Source organism: Pelagibius marinus, from assembly GCF_014925385.1.
GTDB lineage: Bacteria > Pseudomonadota > Alphaproteobacteria > Kiloniellales > Kiloniellaceae > Pelagibius > Pelagibius marinus.
The window spans coordinates 302,073-326,748 of the sequence record NZ_JACSDK010000010.1 but is presented as its reverse complement, the minus strand read 5'-3'; the positions used below and the strand labels follow the sequence as shown (position 1 = coordinate 326,748).

General features: G+C 66.7%; 24 protein-coding genes and 3 tRNA genes. 12 read left to right on the top strand and 15 right to left on the bottom strand.

Going from position 1 to position 24,676, the window contains the following annotated elements; genetic code table 11:
• Nucleotides 1–1,659, bottom strand: coding sequence for an acyl-CoA synthetase (locus H7X47_RS13740; protein WP_193369241.1), 1,659 nt, complete (start codon nt 1,657–1,659; stop codon nt 1–3).
• A 125-nt stretch (nt 1,660–1,784) separates the two neighbouring features.
• Between H7X47_RS13740 and H7X47_RS13735 the strand changes: the two genes are divergently transcribed.
• Entirely contained in the window at nt 1,785–2,435 is a 651-nt protein-coding gene (locus tag H7X47_RS13735; protein WP_227010459.1) for a DsbA family oxidoreductase, read from the top strand.
• Nucleotides 2,436–2,598: 163 nt separating this feature from the next.
• On the opposite strand, the gene H7X47_RS13730 is transcribed toward H7X47_RS13735, so the two are convergent.
• From H7X47_RS13730 to H7X47_RS13700, 7 genes are all read right to left on the bottom strand, one after another.
• Entirely contained in the window at nt 2,599–3,384 is a 786-nt protein-coding gene (locus tag H7X47_RS13730; RefSeq protein WP_193369372.1) for an ABC transporter ATP-binding protein, read from the bottom strand.
• Between the two features lie 23 nt (nt 3,385–3,407).
• Entirely contained in the window at nt 3,408–4,256 is an 849-nt protein-coding gene (locus H7X47_RS13725; protein ID WP_193369240.1) for an ABC transporter ATP-binding protein, read from the bottom strand.
• A 10-nt stretch (nt 4,257–4,266) separates the two neighbouring features.
• The gene (gene nikC, locus H7X47_RS13720; RefSeq protein ID WP_193369239.1) at nt 4,267–5,199 is read right to left on the bottom strand and encodes a nickel transporter permease; all 933 of its coding nucleotides are present in this window, start codon (nt 5,197–5,199) and stop codon (nt 4,267–4,269) included.
• Nucleotides 5,196–6,206, bottom strand: coding sequence for an ABC transporter permease (locus H7X47_RS13715; protein ID WP_227010458.1), 1,011 nt, complete (start codon nt 6,204–6,206; stop codon nt 5,196–5,198). Before H7X47_RS13715 ends, nikC begins: the two co-directional genes overlap by 4 nt.
• A 97-nt stretch (nt 6,207–6,303) precedes the next feature.
• Nucleotides 6,304–7,854: an ABC transporter substrate-binding protein gene (locus H7X47_RS13710; RefSeq protein ID WP_193369370.1), complete on the bottom strand. Its 1,551-nt coding sequence runs from the start codon at nt 7,852–7,854 to the stop codon at nt 6,304–6,306.
• A gap of 195 nt (nt 7,855–8,049) precedes the next feature.
• Nucleotides 8,050–11,553, bottom strand: coding sequence for a transcription-repair coupling factor (mfd, locus tag H7X47_RS13705; protein ID WP_193369238.1), 3,504 nt, complete (start codon nt 11,551–11,553; stop codon nt 8,050–8,052).
• Nucleotides 11,554–11,584: 31 nt separating this feature from the next.
• Nucleotides 11,585–11,863, bottom strand: coding sequence for an FAD assembly factor SdhE (locus tag H7X47_RS13700; RefSeq protein ID WP_193369237.1), 279 nt, complete (start codon nt 11,861–11,863; stop codon nt 11,585–11,587).
• 59 nt (nt 11,864–11,922) lie between these two features.
• Between H7X47_RS13700 and recG the strand changes: the two genes are divergently transcribed.
• Entirely contained in the window at nt 11,923–14,007 is a 2,085-nt protein-coding gene (gene recG / locus H7X47_RS13695) for an ATP-dependent DNA helicase RecG (protein ID WP_193369236.1), read from the top strand.
• A gap of 162 nt (nt 14,008–14,169) precedes the next feature.
• Nucleotides 14,170–14,658, top strand: coding sequence for a PAS domain-containing protein (locus H7X47_RS13690; protein WP_193369235.1), 489 nt, complete (start codon nt 14,170–14,172; stop codon nt 14,656–14,658).
• A 70-nt stretch (nt 14,659–14,728) separates the two neighbouring features.
• Here the strand turns inward: H7X47_RS13690 and H7X47_RS25840 are convergent, their stop codons facing one another.
• From H7X47_RS25840 to H7X47_RS13665, 4 genes are all read right to left on the bottom strand, one after another.
• Complete coding sequence (locus tag H7X47_RS25840; RefSeq protein WP_319633607.1) at nt 14,729–16,204, bottom strand: DUF502 domain-containing protein; 1,476 nt, start codon at nt 16,202–16,204, stop codon at nt 14,729–14,731.
• A gap of 223 nt (nt 16,205–16,427) precedes the next feature.
• A complete protein-coding gene (locus H7X47_RS13675; protein WP_193369234.1) occupies nt 16,428–17,309 on the bottom strand; it encodes an alpha/beta fold hydrolase in 882 nt (293 codons plus the stop codon).
• Nucleotides 17,310–17,439: 130 nt separating this feature from the next.
• Nucleotides 17,440–17,526, bottom strand: a tRNA-Leu gene (locus H7X47_RS13670).
• A gap of 53 nt (nt 17,527–17,579) precedes the next feature.
• Nucleotides 17,580–17,666, bottom strand: a tRNA-Leu gene (locus tag H7X47_RS13665).
• A 217-nt stretch (nt 17,667–17,883) separates the two neighbouring features.
• Here H7X47_RS13665 and H7X47_RS13660 point away from each other — a divergent pair.
• From H7X47_RS13660 to H7X47_RS13640, 5 genes are all read left to right on the top strand, one after another.
• On the top strand, nt 17,884–18,117 hold the full coding sequence (locus H7X47_RS13660) for a hypothetical protein (RefSeq protein WP_193369233.1): 234 nt from the start codon (nt 17,884–17,886) through the stop codon (nt 18,115–18,117).
• A 533-nt stretch (nt 18,118–18,650) separates the two neighbouring features.
• A complete protein-coding gene (locus H7X47_RS26330; RefSeq protein WP_319633606.1) occupies nt 18,651–18,875 on the top strand; it encodes a TraR/DksA family transcriptional regulator in 225 nt (74 codons plus the stop codon).
• A gap of 4 nt (nt 18,876–18,879) precedes the next feature.
• Entirely contained in the window at nt 18,880–19,392 is a 513-nt protein-coding gene (locus H7X47_RS13650) for a hypothetical protein (RefSeq protein WP_193369231.1), read from the top strand.
• A gap of 207 nt (nt 19,393–19,599) precedes the next feature.
• Nucleotides 19,600–19,908 carry a hypothetical protein gene (locus tag H7X47_RS13645; RefSeq protein ID WP_193369230.1) on the top strand — a complete coding sequence of 103 codons (309 nt, stop codon included), beginning with the start codon at nt 19,600–19,602 and terminating at the stop codon, nt 19,906–19,908.
• Between the two features lie 241 nt (nt 19,909–20,149).
• Nucleotides 20,150–20,599 carry a hypothetical protein gene (locus H7X47_RS13640; protein WP_193369229.1) on the top strand — a complete coding sequence of 150 codons (450 nt, stop codon included), beginning with the start codon at nt 20,150–20,152 and terminating at the stop codon, nt 20,597–20,599.
• A gap of 106 nt (nt 20,600–20,705) precedes the next feature.
• Here H7X47_RS13640 and H7X47_RS13635 read toward each other — a convergent pair whose 3' ends face one another.
• Entirely contained in the window at nt 20,706–20,924 is a 219-nt protein-coding gene (locus tag H7X47_RS13635) for a hypothetical protein (RefSeq protein WP_193369228.1), read from the bottom strand.
• 361 nt (nt 20,925–21,285) lie between these two features.
• Here H7X47_RS13635 and msrQ point away from each other — a divergent pair, with 361 nt between their 5' ends.
• The 4 genes from msrQ (at nt 21,286) to H7X47_RS13615 (ending at nt 23,825) form a co-directional block, all read left to right on the top strand.
• A complete protein-coding gene (msrQ, locus tag H7X47_RS13630; RefSeq protein WP_193369227.1) occupies nt 21,286–22,182 on the top strand; it encodes a protein-methionine-sulfoxide reductase heme-binding subunit MsrQ in 897 nt (298 codons plus the stop codon).
• A 35-nt stretch (nt 22,183–22,217) separates the two neighbouring features.
• Nucleotides 22,218–22,469 carry a hypothetical protein gene (locus tag H7X47_RS13625; protein WP_227010457.1) on the top strand — a complete coding sequence of 84 codons (252 nt, stop codon included), beginning with the start codon at nt 22,218–22,220 and terminating at the stop codon, nt 22,467–22,469.
• Between the two features lie 100 nt (nt 22,470–22,569).
• Complete coding sequence (locus tag H7X47_RS13620; RefSeq protein WP_193369226.1) at nt 22,570–23,145, top strand: GNAT family N-acetyltransferase; 576 nt, start codon at nt 22,570–22,572, stop codon at nt 23,143–23,145.
• Nucleotides 23,146–23,351: 206 nt separating this feature from the next.
• Nucleotides 23,352–23,825, top strand: coding sequence for a PAS domain-containing protein (locus H7X47_RS13615; protein WP_193369225.1), 474 nt, complete (start codon nt 23,352–23,354; stop codon nt 23,823–23,825).
• An 81-nt stretch (nt 23,826–23,906) separates the two neighbouring features.
• Here the strand turns inward: H7X47_RS13615 and H7X47_RS13610 are convergent.
• Nucleotides 23,907–23,982: transfer RNA gene (locus H7X47_RS13610), tRNA-Lys, on the bottom strand.
• Nucleotides 23,983–24,088: 106 nt separating this feature from the next.
• Nucleotides 24,089–24,643 carry a pantetheine-phosphate adenylyltransferase gene (gene coaD / locus H7X47_RS13605; protein WP_193369224.1) on the bottom strand — a complete coding sequence of 185 codons (555 nt, stop codon included), beginning with the start codon at nt 24,641–24,643 and terminating at the stop codon, nt 24,089–24,091.
• Nucleotides 24,644–24,676: the final 33 nt, after the last annotated feature.

The following is a 24,676-nucleotide window of genomic DNA, read 5'->3' as shown; positions in this document are numbered from 1 at the left end:
TCACAGCTCCGCCGCCCGCGCGCGCAGCACGAACTTCTGGATCTTGCCGGTGGAGGTCTTGGGCAGCGGTCCGAAGACCACGCTGCGCGGCACCTTGTAGTGGGCCAGGGCCTCGCGGCAGAAGGCGATGACCTCCTCCGCCGTGGCGCGCTCGCCCTCGCGCAGGGTGACGAAGGCGCAGGGGGACTCGCCCCACTTCTCGTCGGGGCGCGCCACCACCGCGGCTTCCAGCACCTTGGGGTGGCGGTAGAGCGCTTCTTCGACCTCCAGGCTGGAGATGTTCTCGCCGCCGGAGATGATCACGTCCTTGGAGCGGTCCTTCACCTCGATGTAGCCGTCGAGGTGGCAAACCGCCAGGTCACCGGTATGAAAGTAACCGCCTCGGAAGGCCTCCTCGGTGGCCTTAGGGTTCTTCAGATAGCCCTTCATCACCGTGTTTCCGCGCAGCATGATCTCGCCCAGGGTTTCTCCGTCGCGGGGCACCGGCGTCATGGTCTCCGGGTCCATGACCACGGCAGCCTCCAGGGTCAGATAGTTCACCCCCTGGCGCGCCATCTTGGCCGAACGCTTCTGCAGGTCGTAGCCGGCCCATTCGTCCTGCCAGGCGCAGACCGTGGCCGGGCCGTAGCACTCGGTCAGGCCGTAAAGGTGGATGACGCGGAAGCCGTTCGCCTCCATGGCCTCGATGACCGCGCTGGGCGGCGCCGCGCCGCCGGTGGCACAGTCAACGATCTGCGGGAACTCCACCTTCACCGCCGCGGGTGCGTGGGCCAGCAGGGTCAGCACGATGGGCGCGCCGCACATGTGGGTCACGCCCTCGTCGCGGATCAGCGGATATATCACCGCCGGGTCGACCTTCCTGAGGCAGACATGGGTGGCGTTGGCCGCCGTCACGGCCCAGGTGAAGGTCCAGCCGTCGCAGTGGAACATCGGCAGGGTCCAGAGGTAGACCGAATCCCTTCCCAGGCCGAAGGTCAGCATGTTGCCGACCGCGTTCAGGTAGGCGCCGCGGTGATGATAGACCACGCCCTTGGGATTGCCGGTGGTGCCGGAGGTGTAGAGCAGCGACAGCGACTGCCACTCGTCCAGCGGGTCGTCGAAGGAGTCTCCGGGGTCGCCCTCGGCCAGCAGGTCCTCGTAGGTGAGTTCGCCCAGCAGCTCGCCGCCTTCCGCCAGGGGGTCGTCGATGTCGACCACCAGGGGCCTGGCCTGGGTCAGCTCCAGGGCTTCCTTGATGACCGGTGAGAACTCCCGGTCGGTGAGCAGCACCTTGGCCTCGCCGTGCTCCAGGATGAAGGCCAGGGTGCGGGCGTCGAGGCGGATGTTGAGAGAGTTCAGCACCCCGCCCATCATCGGCACGCCGTAGTGGGCCTCCAGCATCGGCGGGATGTTGGGGGCCATGACGGCGATGCAGTCGCCGCGCGTCAGGCCGCGCCGCCTGAGCGCCGAGGCCAGGCGGCAGGCCCGCTCGTGAAACTGGGCATAGGTGAAGCGCTGGTCGCCGTGGACCACCGCCAGCTTGTCCGGATAGACCGCCGCGGCGCGCGTCAGGAAGGTGACCGGCGTCAGCGGAGCAGAGTTGGCCGCATTGCGGTCCAGCCCCCGGTCGTAGATTCCGCCCGCCTCTTGTTTCCCCAGTTCCGCTCCCACCGTCCCCATCGGCATTTCCCCGGATTTCAAGCTTTCGTGACCCCCTTTTGTCTGGTGGCCTTGGCTGCGGTATGGTTGGGGCGAAGACCCGGCAGGTCAAGCCTGCAAGCGCCGGGAAAAGAGGCAAAGCCGTCATGATTCAGATCGACATCTTCTCCGACACCATCTGCCCCTGGTGCCTGATCGGCAAGCGGCGCCTGGAAAAGGCCCTGGCCGAGCGCCCGGGCCTGGAGGTGGCCATCCACTGGCGCACCTTCCAGCTCAACCCCCAGATGCCGGAAGAAGGCATGGACCGCCAGGCCTACCTCTCCATGAAGTTCGGCGGCACCGAGAACGCGGGCCTGGTCTACGATCGCATCCGCGAGGCCGGGGCCGAGGACGGCGTCGACTTCGCCTTCGAGGCCATCAAGCGCACCCCCAACACCATCGCCTCCCACCGCCTGATCCGCTGGGCCGCGGGCCAGGACAAGGAGACCGAGCTGGTGGAGACCCTGTTCCAGGCCTACTTCTTCCGTGGCGAGGACATCGGCGACCTGGACGTGCTGGTCGCCGCGGCCGAGAGCGTCGGCCTGGACCCGATGGAGGCCCGGGCCTTCCTGGAGAGCGACGCGATGAAGGCCGAACTGCAGGACGAGGACCGCCAGGCCCGAGGCCTGGGCATCGACGGCGTGCCCTGCTTCATCTTCAACGGCCGCCACGCCCTGGCCGGCGCCCAGCCGCCCAAGATCCTGGCCCAGATGCTGGACCTGGCCCAGCAAGAAGCGGCCGAGGCGCCGGCGGAGTAAGCGCGGACGACAGCCCCCTCACCCTCCCGCTGCGCGGGCCCCTCCCTCTCCCACGAGGGGAGAGGGCCAAACTACAAAACCCTCTCCCCTTGCGGGAGAGGGTTGCGCAGCCTTGGCGAGGGACGCGAGCCTAGGCGAAGCTGGGTGAGGGGTATGGTTCCCCCTACCCCTCCACCCCGAAATCCTCGAAGCGGTCGATGGCCGCGCGGTCGTAGCCGAGGCTCGCCACCATGAGCTGACGGGTGTAGGGGTGCTCCGGCGCGTGGCTCTTCAGCCGCTCGACGGAGAGCTCCTCGACCACGGCGCCGTTGTTCATCACCGCCAGCTCGTCGCACATATGGGCGACCACGGAGAGGTCGTGGCTGACCAGGATGTAGGTCAGTCCCCGCTCCTGCTTCAGGCGCTGCAGCAGGTTCAGCACCTCTGCCTGCACCGAGACGTCGAGGGCCGAGGTCGGCTCGTCGAGCAGCAGGATCCTGGGTTCCAGGATCAGCGCCCGGGCCACGGCGACGCGCTGGCGCTGGCCGCCGGAGAGCTGGTGCGGGTAGCGGAAGCGGAAGGACGGCCCTAGTCCCACTTCGCCCAGAACCTGCTCGATGCGCCGCTCCGCGTCGCCGAAGCCGTGGATCGACAGCGGCTCCATAAGGATGCGGTCGACGGTGTGGCGCGGGTGCAGGGAGCCGTAGGGATCCTGGAAGACCATCTGCACCAGCTTGTAGAAAGCCTTGTCGCGCTTGGGCGTCTGCGCCTGGCCCGCGATCACGACCTGCCCGGTCCAATCGTGGTTGAGGCCACTCAGCGCCCGCAGCACCGTGGACTTGCCGGAGCCGGACTCGCCGACCAGGCCGAAGGTGGCGCCCTCCGGCACCCGGAAGCTGACGTCGCGCACCGCCCGCACCTCGTCGGCGCCCTTGCCGAAGACCACGTCGAGGCCGCGGACATCGATCATGCTGGAGGCCTGGGCCGCACCGTTCACAGCCCGTGCTCCATCCAGGCGGGATCGCGCTTCAGCACCGGCAGGTCGCGCCCGTCGCCGTCGATCGACGGCAGGCAGTTCAGCAGGCCCCGCGTGTAGGGGTGCTGGGCGGCGGCCAGGTTCTTGGCGTCGCAGACTTCCATCACGCGGCCCGCGTACATGATCACCACCCGGTCGCAGAAGGAGGCCACCAGGTTCAGGTCGTGACTGATGAAGACCAGGCCCATGCCGCGCTGGGTCACCAGGTCGTCCAGGATCGCCAGCACCTGCAGCTGCACCGTGACGTCCAGGGCGGAGGTGGGCTCGTCGGCGATCAGCAGGTCCGGGTCGGGGATCAGCATCATGGCGATCATGATGCGCTGGCCCATGCCGCCTGAGACCTCGTGCGGATAGGCGCGGTAGACGCGCTCGGGATCACGGATGCGCACCGCCGCCAGCATGTCCAGCGCCCGCCGCCTGGCCTCGGCCTGCGGCACCTTCTGATGGGTGCGGTAGGCCTCGGCGATCTGCTCGCCGACGCGCATCACCGGGTTCAGCGAGAACTTGGGATCCTGCATCACCATGGAGATGCGCTGGCCGCGGATCTCGCGCATCTGCGCCTCGCTGGCGCGCTGCAGGTCGACGCCGTCGAACTCCAGCCGGCCGGCGGTGACCACGCCGGGCTTGGGCACCAGGCGCAGGATCGATCGCCCGGTCAGCGACTTGCCGGAGCCGGACTCGCCGACGATGCCAAGCTTCTCCCGCCCCAGCGACAGGCTGATGCCGCGCACCGCCTCGACCAGGCCCTTGCGGGTCGGGAAGCTGACCTTCAGGTCTTCGATGGTGAGCAACGGCTTGTCCGTCATGCCCCGTTCCTCATGACTGGCCCCCGCTCTTCGGGTCCAGCACGTCGCGCAGGCCGTCGCCCAGCAGGTTGAAGCCCAGGCTGACGATGAAAATGGCGATGCCGGGCACGGTGGCGACCCACCACTGGTCGAGCAGCACCTTCCGCCCGGCGGAAATCATGGCACCCCACTCCGGCAGCGGCGGCTGGGCGCCGAGACCCAGGAAGCCGAGGCCGGCGGCGGTCAGGATGATGCCGGCCATGTCGAGTGTCACCCGCACGATCAGAGAGGAAGTGCAGAGTGGCACGATATGCGACCAGATGATGCGCAGCCGCCCGGCGCCCTGCAGGCGCACCGCCGAGATGAAGTCGGAGTTGCGGATGGTGATGGTCTCCGCCCGGGCGATGCGCGCATAGGGCGGCCAGGAGGTGATGGCGATGGCGATGATGGCGTTCTCGATGCCGGGACCCAGCGCCGAGACCAGGGCCAGGGCCAGCACCAGCTTGGGGAAGGCCAGGAAGATGTCGGTGATGCGCATCAGCACCTTGTCGACCCAGCCGCCGAGATAGCCCGCCGTGGTACCGACCGCCAGGCCGATGGGGGCGGCGATGATCGCCACCAGGATGACGATGTAGAGTGTCAGGCGGCTGCCGTAGACGATGCGCGAGAAGATGTCGCGGCCAAAATCGTCGGTGCCGAACCAATGCTCGGCCGAGAAGTACTGCAAGCGGTCGGCCAGGACCTGGGCGTTGGGGTCGTAGGGGGCGATCAGGGGCGCGAAGACCGCCATGAAAATCAGCGCCAGCACGATGCCCAGGCCCAGCATGGCCAGGTGGTTCGACCGGAAGGACAGCCAGGCGATGTAGAAGCGGCCGAGCCGGGCCTGGTTGCGCGAGCGCGGCGAGGAGCTGAGCAGCCAGGCGCGCCAGCCCAGGGCTTGCAGGCTTTCGCTCTCGCCGCTCATCGCGCCCTCGGATCGAGCAGCTTGTACAGCAGATCGGACAAGAGATTGATCCCGATGAAGACGGCGCCGACCACCATGGTGGCGCCCAGCACGGCGTTCATGTCGGCGTTCAAGAGCGATTGGGTCAGGTAGTAGCCGAGACCCGGCCAGGAGAACACGATCTCGGTCAGCACCGAGCCCTCGAGCAGGTTGGCGTAGCTGAGCGCGATCACCGTCACCAAAGGCACCCGGACGTTGCCCAGGGCGTGCACCCAGATGACGCGCCACTCCGGCACGCCCTTGACCCGCGCCGTGGTGATGTACTCCTGGCTCAACTGCTCCAGCATGAAGGAACGGGTCATGCGGCTGATATAGGCGAGGCTGAAATAGCCCAGGATGGATGCCGGCAGGACCAGGTGCCACGCGGCGTTCCAGAAGATTTCCCACTCCCCGGCCATGGCCGAGTCGATCAGCAGCACGCCGGTCACCGGATCGACAAGGCCGTCAAAGAAGACGTCGAGCCTTCCCGGTCCGGGCACCAGTTCCCCCCAGGGCCAGCGGGCGTAGAATATGAGCAACCCCATGAGGCCGAGCCAGAATACCGGGATGGAATAGCCGAGCAGGCCGACCACGCGGATCACCTGGTCGGGCCAGCGGCCCTGGTAGACGCCGGCCAGCACCCCCATGGGCACGCCCAGGATCACGCCGAAGAAGGTCGCCACGGTGGCCAGTTCCAAGGTCGCCGGGAAGACCCGCTTGATGTCTTCCAGCACCGGATTGGCGGTCAGCACCGAGTTGCCGAGGTCGCCTTGCAGCACGTTCCACACATAGATGAAAAACTGCTGATAGAGCGGCAGATTGAGGCCGAGTTCCTCGCGCACCCGCTCGACCACGTTCTCCGGCGCGCGGTCGCCGACAATGGCCAGCACGGGGTCGATCGGCACCACCCGCCCGATGATAAAGGTGACGAGCAGCAGGCCGAGGAAGGTCAGCAGGACCGTCGTAATCAGATTAACGACGGTACGCAAAGGAGAAGGCAGGGACAGGCCCTTAAAGCCCGCCCCTGCCCTGGACAGTCTGTCCGTCTGGTTGGTCACGTAAGGTCAGGTCCTTTTTACTGCAGACCTATTCCTTGGTGACATCTTTATAGCGGTTGTCATCAAAGGATGGGCCGATGATGAAACCCTTGGTGTCGGCGCGCACGCCCGCCACTTCGATCTGCTGGAACATGATTACGAAGGGCGAAGTCGCCTGGTGGGCCTTCTGGATGTCCAGGTACATCTCCGCACGCTTGGCCGGGTCTCGCTCCAGGACGGCCGCGTCGGCCAACTTGGTCATCTCGGGGATGTCCCAGGCATTGCGCCAGGCCAGCGGCTTGGACTTGGCATCGTCGGAGTTGTCCGGGTTGCGCGCGAAGGTGTCGGCGTTGGTGTGCGGGTCCTGGTAGTCCGGGCCCCAGCGGCCGATGTAGATGTCGTGATTGCGCGCGCGGTACTTCGTCAGGGTCTGGCCGCCGTCACCGGGGATGATCTCCAGATCGACGCCGCCCTGAGCGAAAGTCGCCTGGATCGCCTGCGCCATCTCCATGATCGGGGAGGTGTTGCGGGTATCCATGGTGACCTTGAAGCCGTTGGGGTAACCGGCCTCGGCCAGCAGTTCCTTGGCCTTATTGATGTCCAGCGTATAAGGCGTCGCTTCCAGGGCGCCGAGGAAACCCTTCGGCAGGAACGCCTGGTGAATCGTCATCAGATCCTTCACCACGGTGCCTTCCATGCCCTTGTAGTCGATGAGGTACTTCAGGGCCTCGCGCACCTTCGGCTTGGAGAGCGCTTCGTTCTTCTGGCTCAGGCCGAGGTAGTAGATCGCGCCCTTGACGCCTTCCTGGATGTAGGTGTCGGGGTTGTTGCGCACGGTGGACAACTGGTCGGGGCCGAGGTTACGGGCGATGTCGATGTCACCCTTTTCCAGCAGAAGCTGCTGGGTGGCCGGCTCGACGATGTGGCGGATGATGACCCGCTTCATGGCCGGGGCGCCGCCCCAGTAGTCGTCGTTGCGGTCGAGGGTCAGCGACTCGTTGGGCTTCCACTGGCGCAGCTTGAAGGGACCGACACCGGCGTAGTTGGTCTTCAGCCAGTTGTAGCCCAGGTCGCCGTCCTGCTCGTGCTCCATGACCAGCTTCTTGTCGACGATCGAGGAGATGGTCGCGGTCAGGCAATAGAGGACAAAGGTCGGCGCATAGGCCTTGTCGGTCTCGATCACCAAGGTCATGTCGTCGACCGCCTTGATCTTGTCCTTCACGTTGTCCGCGGTGAAGCCGAACTGGGTGAGGATGAAGGCCGGCGACTTGTCGAGAACGATCGCGCGCTGCAGCGAGAAGGCGGCGTCCTCGGCGGTCATCGGGTTGCCGGAGGGGAAGACGATGCCGGGACGCATCTTGAAGGTGAAGGTCTTGCCGTCGTCGGAGATGGTCCACGATTCGGCGGCCACACCGTAGATGTTCGACACGTCCTGGTAGTCGTAACCGATCAGGCGGTCGTAGGTGTTGCCGGCGAACTCGGCACCGGAGAACTCGAAGATCTCGGCGGGATCCAGAGTGATGATGTCATCGATCTGGAAGGCCATGACCAGCGCGTCGCGCGGCGTCTTGGCTTGCGTCGGGGCTGCGGCAACGGCCATCAGGGCCGCTACGACACAGACAAATAGCTTCCTCACGTTAAGTCTCCCTGTATGTCGCCTCCTCAGGAGGCCTTGAGAACTTTGTGGAATTCTTTGCGGCACTCGCGTGCGAGACCGACCATTGTAACCAGTCCATTGACTTGGTCCATAGCCGATCGCAACAAGAAAAACTGATTTGTACCAGTACAATAGGTCTCAGGCGGCGAGCTTCACCAGCTCGTCCAGCATGAGACGCACGCCGCGCACCCGGGCATCCTCGCTGTCCCAGGCGCGGCGGTAGACCAGGGTGTGGTCCGGCCGGAGCTTCACCTCCCCGGCCTGCTTCTGGATGAAGGCGATGAGCCCGGCGGGATTGGCGAAGCTGTTGTTGTGGAAGGTGACGGTCGCGCCCTTGGGCCCGGCGTCCAGCCGCTCCACCCCCGCCTCGCGGCACAGCCGCTTGATGGTCATGATCTGCAGCAGGTTATCCACCTCCGCCGGCAGCGGGCCGAAGCGGTCGACCAGCTCCGCCGCGAAGGCGTCGATCTCCGCCCGGTCGACCAGGGAGGACAGGCGCCGGTAAAGGCCGAGTCGCAGATGCAGGTCGGCGACGTAGCTCTCCGGGATCAGCACCGGCATGCCGATGTTGATCTGCGGGGTGAAGGTCTCGGCCGCGGCCTCCGCCGCCTTGCCGCCGGCCCGCGCGGTGGCCACGGCCTCCTCCAGCATCTGCTGGTAAAGCTCGATGCCGACCTCGCGGATATGGCCGGACTGCTCCTCGCCCAGCAGGTTGCCGGCGCCGCGGATGTCCAGGTCGTAGCTGGCCAGCTGGAAGCCGGCGCCCAGGCTGTCCAGGGTCTGCATGACGTGCAGGCGCTTTTCCGCCGCCGCCGAAAGGATACGCCCCGGCGGCAGGGTCAGATAGGCGTAGCCGCGCTCCTTGGATCGACCGATGCGCCCGCGCAGCTGATAGAGCTGAGCCAGGCCGAACATGTCGGCCCGGTGCAGGATCATGGTGTTGGCCGTCGGGATGTCGAGGCCTGATTCGACGATGTTGGTGGACAGCAGGATGTCGAACTTGCGGTCGTAGAAGTCGGTCATGACCTCTTCCAGCTGCGTCGGCGGCATCTGGCCGTGGGCCACCGCCACCTTCGCCTCCGGCACCAGCTTGGCGAGGCGCTCCTGCACCTCGGCCAGGTCCTTGACCCGCGGGCAGACGTAGAAGGTCTGCCCGCCGCGGTAGTGCTCGCGCAGGATCGCCTCGCGGACGATCACCGGGTCGTAGGGCAGCACGAAGGTGCGCACCGCCAGGCGGTCGACCGGCGGGGTGGCGATGATGCTCATCTCCTTCACCCCGGACATGGCCATCTGCATGGTGCGCGGGATCGGCGTCGCCGTCAGGGTCAGCACGTGGACGTCCTCGCGCAGGGCCTTCAGGCGCTCCTTCTGCTTCACGCCGAAGTGCTGCTCCTCATCGACGATCAGCAGGCCCAGGTCCTTGAAGGCGATGGACTTGCTGAGCAGCGCGTGGGTGCCGATAACGATCTCAACGCGGCCCTTGGCGAGGTCCTCCTTGGCCTGGGCCGCTTCCTTGGCCCCGACCAGGCGCGACAGTTGCGCCACCTGCACCGGCAGGCCGGCGAAACGCTCCTTGAAGGTGCGGAAGTGCTGGCGCGCCAGCAGCGTGGTCGGCACCACCACCGCCACCTGCTTGCCGGTCATCACCGCCAGGAAGGCGGCGCGCAGCGCCACCTCGGTCTTGCCGAAGCCGACGTCGCCGCAGACCAGCCGGTCCATCGGCTTGCCGGCCGCCAGGTCGCTCAGGGAGTCCTCGATGGCGCGCAGCTGGTCGTCGGTCTCCGGGAAGGGAAAGCGCGCGCAGAATTCGTCGTAGAGGCCTTCCGGCTTCTCCATCGGTTCGGCGGTCTTGAGGGCGCGGGCGGCGGCCACCTTGATAAGCGCCTCCGCCATCTCCTTGATGCGCTCCTTGATGCGCGCCTTGCGCGACTGCCAGCCGACGCCGCCCAGGCGGTCCAGTTCCACGCCCTCGCTCTCGGAGCCGAAGCGCGACAGCACCTCGATGTTCTCCACCGGCACGAAGAGCTTGTCGTCGCCGGCGTAGATAACCTTCAGGAAGTCATGGGGGGCGCCGCTGACGTCCAGGGTCTGCAGGCCCTCGTAGCGGCCGACGCCGTGGTCGACGTGGACCACCAGGTCCTGCTCCTGCAGGTCGGAGATCTCGGTGAGAAAATTCTCCGCCCGGCGCTTGCGCTGGGCGGCGCGGGCGATGCGCTCGCCCAGGATGTCCTGCTCGGTGAGGAACAGGGTCTCGCCGAAGCGGAAGCCCTTCTCGACGGCCAGGGCGGCCAGCCCGACCTTGTCCGCGGGCAGGCTCTCCAGGGCGGACCAGCCGTCCAGCCCCGCGCCCGCAATCCCCGCGTGTTCCTGCAGCAGATGGGCCAGACGGTCCAGCGCGCCGGGGCTGAAAGCCGTCAGCACCACCCGGCGCCCCTCGGCCAGTTCCTTTTCGATGTCCGCGCCGACCGCGTCGTAGATCTGGCCCTGGGTGCCGCCTGACTGGGCTGCCGCGCGCTGCTCGGCATAGTCCAGGCCGGGGCGGCCGCCGGCGTCACGCACCGCCGCGCTCTCCGGTGCCGCGAAGGGGGTGAACTGCCCGCCCGGCCGCCCGGCCAACCCGGCGTCCCATTCGGCGGGATCGAGATAGAGCGCCTTGGGCTCCAGGGCCTTGTAGACCCAACCGCCGCTCTCGCCGCTACCTTCCAGCTGCTTGCGGGCGTCATAGAAGTCCAGGATGGTCTCCCGCCGGGTCTCGCGCGCTTCCACCGCCTGATAGTCCAGGGTGGCGCCCGCCTCGGGCAGGTAGTCGAAAAGAGTGACCAGGCCTTCGTGATAGAGCGGCAGCCAGTGCTCCATGCCCGGATGGGCGCGCGCCGCGCTCACCGCCTCGTAGAGCGGATCGTCGCGGGTAGCGCCGAAGAGCTCGCGGTAGCGGGTACGGAAACGCTCGACCGCGCCGGGATCGAGGATCACCTCGCTGACCGGCTTCAGGCTCAGGCGGTCCACTTTGCCGGTGGTGCGCTGGGTCAAGGGGTCGAAGAGGCGCAGGCTCTCCAGGTCGTCGCCGAAGAAGTCCAGGCGCAGTGGCTGCTCCTGGCCCGGGGGGAAAACGTCGACAATGCCGCCGCGCACCGCGAACTCGCCCGGCTCCCCAACGGTTTCGACCCGGTAGTAGCCGTTTTCGGCGAAAAAGCCGTGCAGGCGGTCGGCCGGGATCGTCGCCCCGGCCTCCAGCAGCACGACTCGCCCCGCCAGGGCCTCGGGCGGCGGCACCCGCTGCAGCAGGGCGTTCACGGTGGTGATGACGGCCTGAGGGCGCGTGCCCACCGGCTCCATCAGCCGGGTCAGCACGTCCAGGCGCCGGGCGACGATGTCGCGATGCGGGCTCACCCGGTCATAGGGCAGGCAGTCCCAGGCCGGGAAGATCAGGGTCTCCACCTCCGGCGCGAAGAAGGCCAGGCAGTCGGCCATGCGCTGGGCCTGGGTGTCGTCCAGGGCCACGTGCAGCCAGCGGCGGGAGGGAGAATCGGCCAGCAGGCCGGCCAGGATCAGGGCGTCGACCCCCGGCGGCGCGGAGGCCAGGGTCGGGCGCGAGGCAGACTCCGCCTCTAAAGGGGAGTCGGCGATCACGGATTCCGTCATCAATTCTCGGCAGTTCTAAAGCAAAGGGACGTCAGCGGCCGGGCGCGTGAAACTCGAAGGCCAGCAGCAGCTTGGTCACATCATGATCGTAATCGGCCGGTGGGGTCGTGCGGCCGAGAATCCAGTCATAGACGACCGGTTCCGGCACGTCCAGCAGCGCCTCGTAGCGGTCGAGCTGATCCTTGCCGAAATCGCCCAGGTGGGCGTCGGCGAAGCTGCCCATCAGCAGGTCCATTTCCTTGGTCCCGCGGTGCCAGCTGCGAAAGCGCAGGCGCTTGCGGCGGTTCTCGGTGGTTTCGGAGTCTTTCATATCGCCTTAGGATATAAAGCGCTCAACCCCGTTTGTCAGGCTCTTCCCGGCCGGTTCCCTTGCGTCCCGAGATACTCTTTCCGCTTTTTGCGCCCGCCACCAGCCTCTCCGGGGTCGGGCCGCGCTTTGCCAAGCTGTTCGAGAGCCTGACCGGCGGCCCGGCCGTCCTCGACCTCTGCTGGCACCTGCCCAGCGGCGTTATCGACCGGCGCTACGGCCCGCCCCTGGCCGAGGTGATCCCCGGGCGCATCGCCACCCTGACGGTGGAGGTCGACGAGCACCGCGCCCCGCCCAGCAAACGCCTGCCCTACCGCGTCGTGTGCCACGATTCGAGCGGCAGCCTGGAGCTGGTCTTCTTCCACGCCCACCGGGACTACCTGATGAAGATGCTGCCGCCCGGCCAGACCCGGGTCGTCAGCGGCAAGGTGGAGGTCTTCAACGACCGCCTGCAGATGACCCACCCGGACCACATCGCCCCGCCGGAGGAGGCCGAGCGCCTGAAGGCGGTGGAGCCGGTCTACCCGCTGACCGCGGGCTTGAGCCTCAAGGTGGTGAGCAAGGCGGTGCACGCGGCCCTGGAGCGCCTGCCGGAGCTGCCCGAGTGGCTCGACCGCGGACTCAAGGACCGCGAGGGCTGGCCCGACTGGCACGAGGCCCTGCGCCGCGCCCACAACCCGCGCGACGAGGCCGACCTCTCGCCCCTGGCGCTGGGGCGCCGGCGCCTCGCCTACGACGAGTTGCTGTCCAACCAGCTGGCCATCGCGCTGGTGCGCGACCGCCAGCTGAAGCAGCGCGGCCGGGTGCTGAAGGGCGACGGCCACCTCTGCGACAAGGTGATCGCCTCCCTGCCCTTCCAGCTCACCGGCTCACAGCGCCTGGCCCTGGCGGAGATCAGCGCCGACATGGCGGCCGAGCACCGCATGCTGCGCCTGCTGCAGGGCGATGTCGGCAGCGGCAAGACGGTGGTCGCCCTGCTGGCCATGCTGACGGCGGTGGAAGCCGGCGGCCAGGCCGCGCTCATGGCACCGACGGAGATCCTGGCGCGCCAGCACTTCCAGACCATCGAGCCCCTGGCCCAGGCCGCCGGGGTCGGCCTTACGCTGCTGACCGGTCGCGACAAGGGCAAGGCCCGTCAGGCGATCCTGGAGAAGCTGGCCGCGGGCGAGACCGCCATCGTCGTCGGCACCCACGCCCTGTTCCAGGAGGACGTCGCCTTCAAGGACCTGGCCATGGTGGTGATCGACGAACAGCACCGCTTCGGCGTGCACCAGCGCCTGACCCTGACCGGCAAGGGCAAGGCGGTGGACGTGCTGGTGACGACCGCCACGCCGATCCCGCGCACCCTGATGCTGACGGCCTACGGCGACATGGAGTCCTCGCGCCTGACCGAGCGGCCGCCGGGGCGCCAGCCCATCGACACGGCGACGCTCTCCCTCGACCGCCTGCCCGAGGTCATCGACGCGGTCGACCGCGCGCTGACGCGCGGCGCCCAGGTCTACTGGATCTGCCCTCTGGTGGAAGAGTCGGAGAACAGCGACCTGGCCGCCGCCGAAGACCGCTACCGCGCCCTGCAGCAGCGCTTCGGCGAGCAGGTGGGCCTGGTACACGGGCGCATGAAGGGCCCGGAGAAGGACGCCGTCATGGCCCGCTTCGCCGCCGGGGAGACCGGCGTGCTGGTCGCCACCACGGTGGTCGAGGTCGGCGTCGACGTGCCCAACGCCACGGTCATGGTGATCGAGCACGCCGAGCGCTTCGGCCTCGCCCAGCTTCACCAGCTGCGCGGCCGGGTCGGGCGCGGCAGCGGCAAGTCGAGCTGCCTGCTGCTGTGGCAGGGACCGCTGGGCGAGACCGCGCGGGCGCGCCTGAAGATCCTGCGCGAGACCGACGACGGCTTCCGCATCGCCGAGGAGGACCTGCGTCTGCGCGGCGCCGGCGAACTGCTCGGCACGCGCCAGAGCGGCCTGCCGGAGTTCCGCCTGGCCGACCTGGCGGTACACGGCGACCTGCTGGCCACCGCACGCGACGACGCCCGTCTGATCCTGGACAAGGACCCTGAACTGGCGGGCGACCGCGGCAAGGCCCTGCGCGTGCTGCTCTACCTCTTCGAGCGCGACGCGGCGGTGAAGTACCTTCGCTCCGGCTGACGGCGGCAGCGCGGAAACAGGCTCGACGGTGTTCAACCCTGAATGGGGAAACCCCGGGATTTCCACCCGCGCACCGGGGAATTCGAAGGCGCGGTTAAGGTCTTCTTAGGCAGCTCTGCAAAAGACTGGGGCTCTCCGTGCCACAGAGAGCAGCTTTGAGTCATGACTGGTTTCGTCAGCAGCGAACGACGCCTCATCGAACGGGTCGAGGAATACTGGAACTACCTGCGCCGCGACCGCGCCTTCCCCTCCACCGCGGACATCGATCCCGTGGAACTGGGCGACGACTGGTGCGACTGCTTCGTCATGAGCCCGAGTCAGCCGCCCGAGGACGCCGCCTTCCTGTTCATCGGCCCGCGCCTGCTGGAGAACGCGCGGCTGCCGGAGAGCTGGTCCAAGGATGCCGAGCGCCACGTGCGCGACTGCCCGCCGGGCTCGATGATCGCTCGTTCGGTGCGCTACGTCGATCACGTGCTGCAGCAACGCATCCCGGTGAAGGTTTCCGAGGTGTTCGAGGAACGCGACGAGGAAGTAAGACTGCGCGGCACGCTGTTCCCGCTGTCCTCCGACGGCGAGCGGATCGACGCCGTGCTCGGTGCGGCCAACTGCGCCCGCCTGGAAGATCTCAGGGTCAAGCAGCCGGCGGCCTAGAGCAACCCGCGTCCGGGCGGACGCGGACAAGCTGCTCTAACTTTGCAGGATAGGTTCGAGGCCGACCCTCTCAGCCACTCTTCGCCAGCGGCGGCACGGCCCCTTCCTGGAGCGCCGCTTCGCCGGCCGGCGACTTCGGGTCGGGCGGCGTGACGATGCCCCCGGAGACCACCATCTTCAGGCCCTCCTCCACCGTCATGGAGAGGATCTGCGTCTCCTTGCGCGGCAGGAACAGCAGGAAGCCAGAGGTCGGGTTCGGGGTCGTCGGCAGGAAGACGTTCACGGTGTCGTCGGGCGTCAGCTCTTGGATACCGCTCTCCGCCGGCCCGGTGATGAAGCCCACGGCCCAGCAGTTCTTACGCGGGTATTCCAGCAGGATGACATCGCGGAAGGCTTTCGACTGCTCCTTGAAGACCGTCTCGAGGATCTGTTTCACCGCGCTGTAGAGGCTGCGGATCACCGGCATGCGAGCCAGCAGCCGCTCGCCGGCGGCAATGAGGCTGCGCCCGACAAAGCCGGCGGTAAGAAACCCGATCATGATGAGGCCCAGAACGACAATCACCACGCCGAGCCCCGGGATGGAGAACGGCAGATAGGTCTCGGGGTTCCACTGATAGGGAATGTAGGGCGTGACCTTGCTGTCGACGAAGGTGACGAACTCCCAGGCCAGCCACGCGGTGATGGCGATGGGCGCCGTCACGAGGATGCCGGCGAAGAAGTAGTTGCGCAGGCGCAGGATGAAACCGGGGCGGTGCGGCTCGGCCTCCGCCTCGCGGCGCCGGCGGCGGCGCGGCTTCCTCGGTTCCGGTTCCGCCTCCGACACCTCGTCGCCCTGGGCGGCGAACTGGGCGGCGGCCTGGGCCTCAACCTTTGCCTTGGCGGCCTCAGCGCCCTCTGCGCCTTCCAGGCCGTCATGGTCCGGCACCACGATACCGCCGGAGATCACCAGCTTGATGCCCTCCTCCACCGTCAGGTCCAGGTGGTGGACGTCGGCCTTGGGCACGAATAGCAGAAAGCCGGTCGTCGGGTTGGGGGTCGCCGGCACGAAGACGTTGTAGACCGTCGCCGCGGTGAGACGCTGCACCTCGCCCACGGTCTTGCCGGTGATGAAGCCGACCGCCCAGCAGCCGGGCCGCGGATACTCGATCAGCACGACCTCGCGGAAGGCGACGGACGACTTGGACAGCACCGTCTCGAAGACCTGCTTGGTCCAGCTGTACACCGAGCGCACGATGGGCACCCGGCTGACGATCCTCTCGCCGATGTGCATGGTCATGCGCCCGAGGTAGCCGGCGGCCAGGAAACCGATGAGGGTCAGCGCGATCAGCGCGACGATAAGGCCCAGCCCCGGCACGCCGAAGGGCAGGTAGTATTCCGGGTTCCACTGCGGCGGGATGATCGGCGTGATGCGGTCGTCGACGAAGGTGATCACGCGCCAGGTCAGCCAGAAGGTAATGCTGATCGGGGCCGTGACCAGCACACCCGCCAGGAAATAGTTGCGCAACCTCGCGGTCGCACCGTTCTTGATCTTCTCCGACTCGGCCACCTGGTGTGGCTCCTTCCTCAAACAACGGCGCGGCGCGGCCGTTGCCGCCCGCTTTCCTGTCCGCCCTACCCTGACAGATGCGGCAGGGATCAATGGTTTACAAACAAACCCTGAGGTATTCCCTGACCACCTTCTGCACGGGCTATGATATGGGGGCCAGCCTCGAAAGTACCAGGGGCTGTCTCACCCCTCCCTGAGTCCCCGCAGAGTCCACCTGCAGGGCCTAAAGAAACCCTAAAAGCGCCTCCAAGGTCTCCGCCGGCGCCTCCTCGGCGAGGAAGTGCCCGCACGGCAGGGCCCGGCCCGAGACCTCGTCAGCCCGCTGCGACCACAGGTCCAGCACATCATAGCAGAGCTCTATGACGCCCAGTTGTCCCCAGAGCGCCAGCAGCGGCGGGACGATCTTCTCGCTGCGGTCGGCGCGATCGTGCTCCAGGTCGATGCCGGCCGCCGCGCGGTAGTCCTCGCAGGTCGCGTGGATCGTCGCCGGATCCCGAAAGCAGCGCTTGTATTCGGCCAGCGCTTCCTCGGTGAAGCAGCCGCCGACCTTCGACCAGGCGCCGATCTTGCGTTCCAGGTAGTAGTCCGGGTCGCCGCCGATCATGCGCTCCGGCAGGTCGAAGGGCTGGATCAGGAAGAACCAGTGATAGTAGGCCTGGGCGAAGAAGCGGTCGGTGCGCTCGTACATGTCGAGCGTCGGCGCGATGTCCAGTACCGCCGCCTTGTCGACGCGCGCGCCGTGGTCGAGCAGCAGGCGATGCGTGACTCTGGCGCCGCGGTCGTGGCCGACGACGCTGAAGCGCTCAAAGCCCAGCGCGGTCATCACCTCGGCCTGGTCGCGGGCCATGGCCCGCTTGGAATAGGCGGCGTGGCCCGCTTCGGAGCCCGGCGGGCCGCTCTCCGGCTTGCCGCTGTCGCCGTAGCCGCGCAGGTCGGCGCAGACCACCGTGAAGCGTTCGGCCAGGGCGGGCGCGATCTTGTGCCACATAACGTGGGTCTGCGGATAGCCGTGCAACAGCAGCAAGGCCGGCCCCGCGCCGCCGACGCGCAGATTGATCTCGGTCTCGCTCACGGCGAGCCGCCGGCTCTCGAAGCCTTCGAACATCCAACACCCCGCCCTGCTACGATCCTGCAAGGCTGGACGCTTTAACCGGGGGCGTCAATCTGTCTGGAGAAGATCAATAGACGTCTTTCGGGGCCTGGGGCCCGCCCTCCCGGAAGGCCCGGAGAGGGGTTGGTGCGGCTGAGAGGACTCGAACCTCCACTCCCTTGCGAGAACTAGCACCTGAAGCTAGCGCGTCTACCAATTCCGCCACAGCCGCATCGCTGTGTATCAGGTGGGAACCCACCTTCTTGTTTCCAGAGCCCGGGCGAATGGTGCGGCTGAGAGGACTTGAACCTCCACGGGGTTTCCCCCACAGCGCCCTCAACGCTGCGCGTCTACCGATTCCGCCACAGCCGCAGGTGTCCGCTGGCATGGCCACCGGCTCGGAGCGGGAGTTATAACGTTCTCGCTCAAAAGGGCAATGGAAAATTCGGCCCCTAAACCGCCTTTCTTGAGGCCCTGAAAAAGGGCTGGACGCGGGTCCCGCCGAGACGCCACCATCGCCCCGCCGGGAGGGGTCGTCCTCTGCCCGGACCGCCCCCGCAGCCGCCCCCAGGATGCCGAGCACTACCAGATGAAGACCGCCGTCATTATCGCCCTTCTCGCCGTTTTCCTGCTGGTCACGCTGCTGGCCGGCATCTACCTCTGGTGGAGTCTGAGCGACGTCGACATCAGCCTGCACGGCCTGCTCGCGATGACCCTTGGGTCGGTCCTGTCCCTGGCGCTGGGCGGCGGCCTGATGTTCCTGGTCTTCTACTCAAATCGTCGTGGCCACGATGACGAGCATCATCGCGGACCGCTGAATTAGCACGGCCGCGAATCGGGCTTCTCCTTTGATGCCAAGCCACTAGGCCCGAAAACCTGCGGCTTGACACAAAAAGATCACCCCTCTTCCCCTCATTCAGAATTTAGTCTTAAATATAGGGCGAGCCTGCAGGAATTCGTGACCCTGCCTCCCTGTACGACTTCATGTCTACCAACCCCCGAAGACGGCCGGGGTTATCGAACATCCTGCAGGCTCCCTTACCTCTCCCGCCCCAACCTCACGTTCTACGACGGCTCCACCCGGCCGTGCCGCCGGCTTTTCGTGCCGCGCCGCGTCGTCGCTGCGTCGAGGCCACCGCCCTTCGCCGACCCTGACCGGAAAGGTCGAAAGACGCTTGTCCTGCGAATGAGGCCCGGTCATCATGGCTTATGGATGAACCAGTCCAGTTCGATGTTTCCGTCTTTCGCGATCGCCTGATCGCCCGCCGCAGCGAACTCCTGGATTTGGCAAAGAGCAGCGCCGACAGCCGGAAGCCGGTCGAATTGGACCAAACGAGGGTCGGCAGGCTGTCTCGCATGGACGCTCTGCAGAACCAAGCCATGTCCCTGGAGGCCGAGCGTCGCCGTCAGCTGGAGCTGCAGCGGATCGAGGCGAGCCTCAAACGCATCGAAGAAGGCGACTACGGCTACTGCGTGACCTGCGGCGAGCAGATTCCCCTGCGTCGGCTGGAACTCGATCCCACCCTGCCCACCTGCATCGACTGCGCCAGCACCGGGGCCAGCAGCGGAACCGGCAACTGACCCGATGATCCGATGGAAGCACCTGGTTCCCCGTGGCTTCGCGACGCCCCGCCTTGACCTGGGCCCGGGCCTCGCCCCTGTCCTTGCCTGCGTCCTCGCCGGCGCCCTGGCCGCCACGCTCGCAGCGCCCCTCGGCAGCGCACAGGAAAAGGCGCCGGCGACCGAGTGCTGGCGCGGCTGGGGCTACCTGCTGGACGGCCAGACCGGCGGCTATAAGAGCCAGGAGATGCTGCTGGTCACCATCGGCGCCCCGGTGTGGGAAGTCGGCCGACCGGTGGAGCTGTTCCTCCTCGATAGGGCCAGCGGCCTGATCTCCGAGATGCCCTCCTTCACCATCCTGCCCGAGAACCCCCGCCAATACTTCCGCGGACGGCTCAATTACATGGACACCACCGCCGCCATCGAAGGCTCCGGGGACCGCATTGTCGTCGGCCTCAGCCACATCGAGCCCGCCAAACCGGGCGTTCCAGCCAAGGAGCGCTACAATCGCTGGGCCTGCGGCTTCCCAGAAGAGTAGCCTCCCCAAGCGGACATGCCGCCGCCGCTTCCATCATTTCGAATACTTATATAGCATTTATCTCGATATTTACTCGAATACTGAAGAATATGGTTAACGTTTTATAAATGCTTTCTTGACTTTTTCTCTAAAATGCCGATAATTTCCTTCATGGTTCTTTAACCAAAGCGGCGCTCCTGAAGGCGCCCAAAAGGAGAAGGCGGCGAGATGTTGGCGGTATTGCAGTGGATCTACGGTCCCAACGCAGAATCCGACCCCTACTACCAGGTCATGCACGACCTCATTGCGCTCCTGCCCTGGTGGTATCCCCTCATGTGGGCGGTGATCATCGGCAGCGTGGTAACCTGGCGCCTGGGCCGGCGCTGGCGCCGGCGCAGCCAGAACCGCGTCGGCCTGCGCCGCGTGCGGACGCGGGTGCGCAAGCTGGCGGAGATGCCGGACGGCGGGCCCTGGCTGCCGACAGCTGCCAACGACGACCTGCCGGCGGGCGTCAACCGCCAGATGGCCGCCGAATAGGCCCTCACCACCGCCCTCCCGTGGGTTCGCGGGGGCTCCGCGCCCCCGGCAGACCCGCCCCCCCGACCCGGCCTTGCCGGGTCGGCCCTGCCCGCCCACCCCGCCAAAGCGACTAAAAACCTAGAGACCCCGGAAAAATCGGCGGAAATCCGCTCCCGGCCGGGCCCGTCAATCTGGCCCGGCGCTTGCATTTCTCCTGGTGGCCCCGGCTTCCCCTGGGGCGGCAACCGGGAGAGCACGAATGACCCTGGCAGACCTGATCGCACACGACAGCCACGATAGGGGCGGCAGCCTGCAGTGGTTCCACCGAACCAGCGGCAAGCCGAAGGAGCGGCTGCGCATGCTGGAGGACGCCCTCGCGGTGCCGGAGCCCGATCCCGAGCCGTTGTCCGCCGGCGCCTTCGTCGAGCAGATCGAGGACACGATCCAGGAACACTCCAAGCGCGAGATCATGTCCGTGCTGGTGCAGCTGAAGCAGAGCGAGATCCGCGCCCTGGTGCGCCGCGCCGCGCACGCCAAGGGCCGCTACCTCGCCGCGCTGATGGAGATGCCGCGCACCCAGTGCAGCCGCAAGACCGCGGTGGAGGAACTGGCCCTGGCGCGCCAGGAATATGAGGAGCTGGAAAAGGGCCTGGAGATGCTGCGCCAGCTGATCCTCGACAACGACGTCCAGATCAACGGCGTCAGCTGAAGCGCCTCGGCCGGGCGGTGGCCTGGGCCCGCCCTCGTCCGGAATGTCGCGGCCCCGGCCTTTCTGTCGGAAGTGGAGCGGCCTGCCGGCCCGGTGCGGCGCGAGCCTAGTTCAGGTAGAGGACGTCGCTGTCGGGCTTGGGCATCTGCAGGATGACCGCCTCGGAGTTGCCGCTCAGGCGGCTCAGCAGTTCTTCAGTCGCCTTGGGGCAGGCGTTGACAACATCCAGCGCCAGGTCGCCGTTCGCGTTAACCCGCGCGAAGATACCCGCCTGAAAGGCATCGAGAATCCAACGCGCCGCATCGAAGGTATTTTGACTGGTCATCGCTCAACCTCATTCATGCTCTCGCACGGGCTATAGCCTGCACCCCTTCCTTTAACGTTCGGTTACTAAACTGCCTGCCAAAATTCCCCCGAATACGTCCGGAATCAGAGGGAATCCTGCGCCTCGTCGCCCCCTCGGTCTGTGCGCTTTGTCACGTTGCCGGGGCTGCCGCTTCAGCCGGTTTTCCTGGGAATTCTGTCGCACGACCCGGCGCCGATGACATCGCTGCACAACTGCGTGAGCAGTGCTACCGAATTTAAGGAATGGGGCCATATGATCCTTGCCCGGGGGAGAATGCCGGCAAGAGATATTCACCAGGTGAGGTTCCCTCTGAGAGATCAAGGAACCGAAGAGGACAGCCATGCGACTCGCTGACTTCGTACCGTGGAACGACCGCGCGGGCCGCTTCTCGCCGCTCCATGGGCTTGCCTTCACCGTGGCGGTGCTGCCCGCTCTATGGATCGCCTACGCTTTCCTGACCGGCGCCCTGGGGGCCGAGCCCCTGAAGGCGGCAACCCTTCTGACCGGCACCTGGACGCTCTATTTCGTGCTCGCCTCGCTCGCGGTGACGCCGCTGAAGTCGCTGCTGTCGTGGTCGCGGCTGATCAGCATCCGCCGCCTGCTCGGCGTCACCGCCTTCGGCTACATCGCCGGCCACTTCGCCCTCTACATCCTGGACCAGGACGGCAACCTGGCCAAGGTCGCCAGCGAAATCGCCAGCCGCGTCTACCTGCTGATCGGCTTCGTCGCCCTCACCGGCCTGACGGTGCTGGCTGCAACCTCTTTCGATGCGGCCATGCGCAGGCTGCGCAAGAACTGGAAGCGGCTGCACCGCGCCATCTATGTGCTGACCGCGCTCGGGCTGCTGCATTTCTTCATGCAATCCAAGACCGACGTCTCCCAGGCGGTCCTGCTCAGCGGAGTCTTCTTCGCGCTGATGTTGCACCGGCTGCGCGCCGTCCCCGCCACGCCGCTCGGTGTCCTCGCCGTGGCGCTGCTCGCGGGCCTGGGCGCGGCGACAATCGAGTTCGCCTGGTACGCGGCCGCAAGCGGCGTGCCGGCCGAGCGGGTGTTGCTGTCCAACCTGGACTTCAGCTACCAGATCCGGCCCATGTGGATCGTCATGGCGCTGTCCGCGCTGCCGCTGCCGCTTCAGGCGCTGCGGTGGCTGACAAAGCGCCTGCAGGCCGCCCGCAGCTGCGACAATCTGCCCGGGAACATTTCCCTTGCCGGGGCCGAGCAGCGCACCAATTCTTGAAGGCAGGAGCCCCAATCCGCCGAGGATAGACGGCCGTGCTGAGCCCCAACGACAAGATCGCCCTGCGCTTCGTGGTGCGCCACCTCACCATGGGGCTGGGCGCCGGCGCCCTTTTCGGCCTGGCGATCCTGGCCAGCGACCTGGCCGGGCTGCGCAGCCTGGCCTTCAACAGCGAAGCGCCCTGGCTGGTCGTCTTCCTGCTGTTCTTCGGCCTCTTCATCACCTTCGGCGGCGTGTCCCTGGCCGCCAACCTCATGCTCATGGACCGCGACACGCCGGAGCAGTAGGACGCGCTCGCAGCGCCGACGCCTGAAGCCTCCCACCCGAAGCCCTGCGGCTGTATCATATGTCCTCTCATAGCGCACCGCGCAGAGGGCTCAGGCCGCCATGCCGCTCGATGACTTCACCATTCGCCCGGGAAAGCCGGAAGACGCCGAGTTCCTGTTGCCTTTGATCAACCGCGCCGGCGAAGACATTCCCGAGCGCATCTGGGCCCAGATGGCCGGGCCCGGGGAATCGTCTTGGGAAGTCGGGCGCGCCAGGATCCTGAGCGAAGACTCCGGCATCTCCTATCGGCACAGCTGGATCGCCGAAGCCGAGGGTCGGCCCGCAGGCTGCCTCATCACGCGCGCCCTGCCCGATCCTTCGCCCCCTCTTGACCCCGACCTCCCGCCGCTCTTCGTGCCCCTGCAGGAACTGGAGAATGAGGCGCCCGGAACCGGTTACGTCTACGTTCTCTCGACACTGCGAGAGATGCGCGGGCGCGGCATCGGCACCCGGCTGCTCGGCTTTGCGGAGCGCTATCGCGGACCCAGGGGCATGAGCCTGATCGTCGCCGACAACAACACCGGCGCCAAGGCCCTCTACGAGCGCTGCGGCTACCGCGAGGCCGCCCGCCGGCACATGGTCAAGGACGGCTGGGACAGCCCCGGCAGCGAATGGATCCTGATGCTGAAGCCCTGAGACGCCCTGCGACCCCGCGAGAACCCCCGCACTGTGGCGCAGGTACAAGTGCTGATCGAGCAACAGTACTCAATACAACGCCGTTGAACTGGCATCATTGCCAGTCTGCTCCGGAAGTGCTTATGCTCAACGGGGGCGCGCTTTAGACGTTTCTCTATTGTATTTATATTCGGAAGCTTCTGATGCCACCTTGCGGCGAATCGAACTTGTTCGAGAAACAGCATCGTCTGATTGATGCAAGGGAGCTTCCGCCGCAGCATCCTGTGCGCGTCTTCTATGACTATTTCCTCTCGAAGCGCGGCCCCGACGGATACCTGGATCGGTCGAGCTTCGATCCCGCGGACAATCTGAAGCTTCTGCCCTGGGTGCAGATCCTGGAGGAGATCGAACCGGACGTTTTTCGCCACCGCGTTGTCGGAACCGCCATCGTCGCGCTGCTTGCCCGGGACAATACCGGCAAGCTGTTCGGCGACGGCATTACCGCCGGGTCGAAGCAAGCACGCACCGAAGAATTTCGAACCGCCTTGGCCACCGGCGACCCGGTTCTCTCCACCTCGGCCCTGATGCAGGAGGACCGCAGCTTCATCAAGGTCTTTCGCGGAGTCTTCCCCGGCAGAGCCGGAGAGACCCGGCTGATCTACCTGCCGGTGGCCGCCACCGACGAACGCCTGAGCAGTTAAGGCCCAAGCACGGACGAACCGGCGGAGACCGGCATTCACTGGATATGGTGTCGCTGTGGCCGGCGGGGCGGCCGGTGGGGGTGGTGAGCCCGGCAGGGATCGAACCTGCGACGCCCTGATTAAAAGTCAGGTGCTCTACCAACTGAGCTACGGGCCCCCAAGGGAGGGGTTGGCGCCTTGTTCGGGCGCGGCGGGCGCACCTTAGTGGGCACTTCCCGCCCGGTCAACCAAAGAGGGGCGGTCCACCAAAGACGGAATCTCCTCTAAATCTCGTCCTTGAAGGTCTGGCGGCGGCGGTCGTCGCCGCCGCTGCGCTGCTCCACGTCGAAGCGGTCGCGCAGGCGCTCGGCCACCGGCAGGCTGACGAAGCTGCTGATGTCGCCGCCCAGGCGCCCGATCTCCTTGACGAAGCGCGAGGAGATGAACTGCTGGCGTTCGGAGGCCATGAGGAAGACCGTCTCGACCCGCGAGTCCAGCCGCGCGTTCATAGCCGCCATCTGGAACTCGTACTCGAAGTCCGAGACGGCGCGCAGGCCGCGGATCAGCAGGCTGGCGCCGACCTCGTGGCAGAAATCGATCAGCAGGTTGTCGAAGGCACGCACCTGCACCTCGGCGCCGTGGGTGTCCATGGCGGCGATCTCGTCGCGCACCATCTCGACCCGCTCGTCGATGGAGAACAGCGGCCCCTTGCCGGCATTGCGCGCCACGGCGATGACCAGACGGTCGGCCACCTTGCAGGCGCGCCCGATAATGTCGCGGTGGCCGTTGGTGATCGGATCGAAGGTGCCGGGATAGACCCCGACCAGGGGAGCGCTCATATTCCGGGCCCTCTTCTCATCGCCCTCAACTCG